Origin of the sequence: Rhodoblastus sp., from assembly GCF_052145335.1 — a bacterium.
In the GTDB taxonomy this organism is placed as follows: domain Bacteria; phylum Pseudomonadota; class Alphaproteobacteria; order Rhizobiales; family Beijerinckiaceae; genus Rhodoblastus.
Map to the genome: position 1 here is coordinate 1 of NZ_JBKQOU010000369.1, position 3,085 is coordinate 3,085.

Genomic DNA, 3,085 nt, shown 5'->3' on the forward strand with positions numbered 1-3,085 from the left:
TTGCAATTTGCATAAACCGATTTTTTGCTTGAAAACGATTAGTAAGCTGACTGACGTAATCGCCAGAGATAAATTTCATCACTATGCCCCCCGACAGTGCGTTTCAACAGACGCGTGCGGTTGCAAGCCACGGCTGGCTTGATAAGCGTAAGCCATGCTTAAAGCACGTGAAATCGTCTCAAACAATGAGATTGGTCAATTAAGCGCGAAGCAGCCAAAGGGCCATCGACACCCACGAACGGGAAATCAATATCTTTGCTTCTTGGGTATCACCCCGCGAACACCGCCGCGAGGATCAGACATGCCGCCGTCGCGACGCGGGATCAGATGAATGTGCACATGAAATCGTCTGCCCTGCAGACGCGTCAGTGTTCGCACCAACGTTGAAGCCTGTGATGGATCGGCCTTCGCGCAGCAAGCGTCGGCCTTGATTTCCAACGCTAATCAGCAATTTCAATAGCGGATATGCCATACAAAAAATTCAAAAGCCAGAAAGGCAGCAATGGGGTCGACACGACGGTCGCCAACCCGATCAGGAAGTTCAGCAATGAGCCGGTTGCAGCCCTCCTATGGCTGCGCTTCGCAGTCAGCAAATTTCAGATGCTCGCCTCTAGCCGCAACATCTCGCAGCCCGGAAATCGCGCTCAGGTTGTAAAATGAAACGAATGCGGACCGGGTGGAGAAAAGGTGAAAAAACGCCCGATTTTTTGATTAGTTTGCGCGAAAACGCGTCAAATTCCGCTGTTTTTCGTTCGTTTTTATCCGCTTTCATCAGACTCAACCGCAAGGTTGTATTTTGTGCCGACGCAGACCGAAGCTTTCCGGCTCTCGCGTGGACCGAAGGTGGGCTTTAGAAAATCCCGTTATCTCAAGGAGAAACGCGCAACGGCGGCAAGCCGCGCCCATAAGTGTTTCACGTGGAACATAACAAGAACACTTGCCGCCCGGCAAATGGCGTTTTTATCGCGCCATTTTCACTTTCACTTTTACGCGCGGGAATTCGGGGACAGGACACGAATTGCGGCCAAGTCGCCGCTCCTGGCCAGCCGCGATGTGTTCTCACCCATGTAGGTCGGTATGAGCGCGACGACTCAGACCATGCCGATGAGACGCGTCAGCGCCGCGTCGTCGCCAGTCGCGAAAATCCAGCCGAGTCCAATCAGCAAGACCACGAGACCCGTGGTCGCCAGCACTTGCGCGACAGAATGGATGGCGGCCAGACGGAGGTTCTTCCGCTTCAGCGGTCTGCCTCGATCGGCGAAAACTATGGGGAACTGACTCATGAATCTCTCCTGCGAACCAAACTCATTCGCCACGGCGCCGGCGTCCGAGGGGAGGCCGATCATTCATGCCATTACCAAGTGATAGCGATCGCTGGTTAGCGATTTGCTAACGCCGGCGAGAAAGGCGGGATCAGATAACCACCACCCGCCGCCCGGCGGCGGTGCGATCCTGCCAGCCGCAGCGCACCAGTTCGGGATCGATATGCTCCTCCTCGGGCCAGCCGATGCAGAGGAAGGCGATGAGTTTGAAGGATTCCGGCGCATCCAGCGCGATGCGGACCTGTTCCGGATCGAGGATAGACACCCAGCCGAGACCGAGGCCGGCCGCCCGCGCGGCCAGCCAAAGACCGTTGATCATGCCGACGACGGAATAGTCCAGCGTTTCCGGCATGGTGCGCACGCCCAGCCCATGCCCTTGCGTCGTCGCATGATCGCAGAACACCGCCAGCTGAACCGGCGCGGCGTCGAGCCCTTCCAGTTTCAACCGCGCGTAAAGAGCGGCGCGCTCGCCCTGCTGCGCCGCCAGGGCTTCGGCGTTGCTGCAGAGAAAATTGTTGCGGATCGCTTCGCGCTTGGCCGCGCTTTCTACTCGAATCATTCGCCAGGGCTGGCTGTTGCCGACCGAGGGCGCCAGCTGGGCCAGGTCGAGCAGGGAATCGATCAGTTCCTCGGACGCCGGGTCCCGGCGAAACCGCCGCACATCGCGACGCCAGCGCATCAGTTCCGCCAGTTCGGCCTGGAACTTTCCATCGAAGACAGGCAGCTGCGAACTCATGAAACCTCCGCGATGCAGTGGAAAAAACTTCCCGAGACCCGCCCCCGCCGCGAGCCGCTACTCTCCGGCTCGCCGCCGTAGGCGTCGGCGGCGAGAGCCATAGGCTCATCCGCGCCAAGCGCGACAATGCTGGCGTAATGGAACTCATGGCCACGCAATTTTTGCCCTTGGCGCCCCAAAGCGCAATCGGACAGCAGCGTAGCGTCACGATAGCCAAGCGTCATCTTGCGTTTGGCGAAGGACGTTTCGACGGAGAGCAGCCCCGCCATGGCGTGAGTTGTTCCATCGGCGTCGGTCAGGCTTTGGCCGAGAACCATATAGCCGCCACATTCGCCATGCACCGGCTTTAATTGCGCGAACTGGCGCAACCCTCCGAGAAAGCCGGAATTGCCGGCGAGACGTCCGGCATGAAGCTCGGGATAGCCGCCCGGCAGCCAGACGGCGTCGCAATTTTTTTCTGGCGGCTCGTCGGCCAGCGGCGAGAAGAAGCAAAACTCCGCGCCGCGAGCCCGCCAGTCAGCGAGAAGATGCGGATAGAGGAAAGAGAAGGCGTCGTCGCGGGCAATGGCGATCCTTTGGCCCGGCGGCGTTAGCGCGCGGGGCGCGACATGCGGCAAGGCGAGAGGCGCGGCGAGCGCCAGCACCGCGTCGAGATCGACATGGCTTTCGATGAAAGCCGCGAGAACGTCGAGGCGCGCCTCCAGTTGCGCCGTCTCTCTCGCCTGAACCAAGCCCAGATGACGTTCGGGCAGTATGATCTCTGCCTGTTTCGGCAACGCGCCGACGACCCTTAGGCCCGCGGCTTCGACGCCGTATTTTGCGAGAAGCAGATGGCGGGGACTGCCTATTTTGTTCAGCATCACCCCGCCGATTTTTACTCGGTTATCGAATAAAGCGCAGCCTTTGGCGATGGCGCCCGCTGTCTGCGCCTGGCCCGAGGCGTCGAGAACCAGCAGGACCGGCAGGCCGAGGGCGGCGGCGACATCGGCGGAGGCGCCGCTGCGACCTAATGCCGCCGGAACGCCGT

Annotated in this window: 3 protein-coding genes; all 3 read right to left on the reverse strand. The window is 59.8% G+C overall.

Annotated features, from left to right (window positions below; all coding sequences use genetic code 11):
* Window positions 1-1,091: 1,091 nt before the first annotated feature.
* Window positions 1,092-1,283: a hypothetical protein gene (locus ACLP2E_RS21875; RefSeq protein ID WP_442464437.1), complete on the reverse strand. Its 192-nt coding sequence runs from the start codon at window positions 1,281-1,283 to the stop codon at window positions 1,092-1,094.
* A 130-nt stretch (window positions 1,284-1,413) separates the two neighbouring features.
* Window positions 1,414-2,058 (reverse strand): 5,6-dimethylbenzimidazole synthase, encoded by a 645-nt coding sequence (bluB, locus tag ACLP2E_RS21880; protein ID WP_442464438.1) that lies wholly within the window; start codon window positions 2,056-2,058, stop codon window positions 1,414-1,416.
* Window positions 2,055-3,085, reverse strand: a 1,031-nt coding sequence (locus ACLP2E_RS21885) for a cobyrinate a,c-diamide synthase (RefSeq protein ID WP_442467116.1), incomplete at its 5' end; no start/stop codon positions are given. The genes ACLP2E_RS21885 and bluB, both read right to left, overlap by 4 nt.

Bases quoted from the DNA above. Each gene is read 5' to 3' on its own strand.
- bluB (WP_442464438.1), bottom strand. From the start codon at position 2,058: ATGAGTTCGCAGCTGCCTGTCTTCGATGGAAAGTTCCAGGCCGAACTG.
- ACLP2E_RS21875 (WP_442464437.1), bottom strand. From the start codon at position 1,283: ATGAGTCAGTTCCCCATAGTTTTCGCCGATCGAGGCAGACCGCTGAAG.